The organism is Acetobacter indonesiensis (genome assembly GCF_000963945.1).
In the GTDB taxonomy this organism is placed as follows: domain Bacteria; phylum Pseudomonadota; class Alphaproteobacteria; order Acetobacterales; family Acetobacteraceae; genus Acetobacter; species Acetobacter indonesiensis.
Window position 1 is genome coordinate 1 of record NZ_BAMW01000031.1, and the last position, 1414, is coordinate 1414.

The 1414-nt window shown below is 56.2% G+C and carries 1 protein-coding gene; it reads left to right on the forward strand.

What is annotated here, in order from left to right; translation table 11 throughout:
• The coding region (locus Abin_RS09745; RefSeq protein WP_048846406.1) for a beta strand repeat-containing protein at window positions 1-1414 on the forward strand (1414 nt) is incomplete at both ends.

Genomic DNA, 1414 nt, shown 5'->3' on the forward strand with positions numbered 1-1414 from the left:
TGCGGCAAACACGCTGGATGCAGCCTTTGATGGGGCTGTGGACGATGTGGGTCACATTGTTGCAGGCAAAGGCCTTTCCCTCTCTGCGGGCAGTCTGACGACGCACGGTGCGAACAAAGAGGATGATATTGCCGTTATTGGGAGTACGTCCGGAAATGTGACGATCACGACACAGGCTCTGCAGAATGCCGGAAGTCTTCTTGCTGAAGGGGCTGGCGCTACCTTAAGCGTTGCTGTGACGGGAGACATGACGTCTTCCGGTACAGTGATTGTCCGCCGAGGGTCTGCTGACCTGACGGTTGGTACACTGGAAAACACTGGTTTAATTGAAGCAGCTGATACTGCGTCTATCAAGGCTACGCAGAGCCTGAGCAATACGGGAACGCTCTTTGCCGGGACAGATTTGACGGCGCAGAGTAAGGGGGCGTTCAGCAATGCTGGTGGTCAGATTGGCGGAGCAACTGTTTCTCTGAACTCTGTCGGCGTGTTTGACAATACAGGGGGCAAAGTAGCCTCCCAGACAGGGGACCTTACCCTTGGGGCTGCCTCTGTTCAGAATATGTCTGGTGTTTTGCAGGGGCAGAGTAATGTCGCGCTGACTGCCGATGGTCTAGATAACCGCAAGGGCATGGTTCAGGCAGTCACTGGTGCGCTGTCAGTGGCGTCTGCTGATGGCGTTCCAGGGGCTATTCTGAATACGAATGGTGTTTTGCAGGCGGAGCGAACAGTGTCTCTGGCGTTCAGTCAGCTGGAGAATACGGGTGGCTCCCTTCTGGCCCTTGGTCAAGGGATGACGCTGGCCGGAACGACCTCATCCGATATCACCAATACAGGAGGTCAGATCGCCAGCAATGGGGATCTGAGGCTGACAGGTCGCCAGTATGACGGGCAGGGCCTCTCCAGCGTGCTGAAGGCAGTTGGCGCTCTCTCAGTGACCCTGTCGGATGCCCTTCATAATGGCGGAAAATTTGTGTCTGGTGGTGCCATGACGGTTACTGCCGGGTCTGTCGCCAATGATAATGAGGCTGTTCTGGGGACGGCAGATGGGGCACTCGCCCTTGCCCTGACAGGCACAAATGGTCTGAGCAATGCGGGGACGATCCAGAGCAAGGGTGCTGGCCAGACTGTGTCCATTACGGCGGCATCGCTGACCAATGCCTCAACCGGGTCTGTGCTGTCGAACGGTGCGCAAAATCTTATCCTGACAGGGGCGTTGGAGAACGCTGGCAAACTGGTGTCCTTCAACAGTCCGCTCTCGATTCAGGCTGGCTCTCTGATCAACAGCTATCAGATTGAGGCTGGTGGTGATCTGACCCTGAAGAGCACAGGCACTCTGACAAATACCGGGTTACTTTATGGTCTGATTGGGGCTGCGATTTCTGCTGCAACCGTGGAGAATACGGGTGGTCAGGCC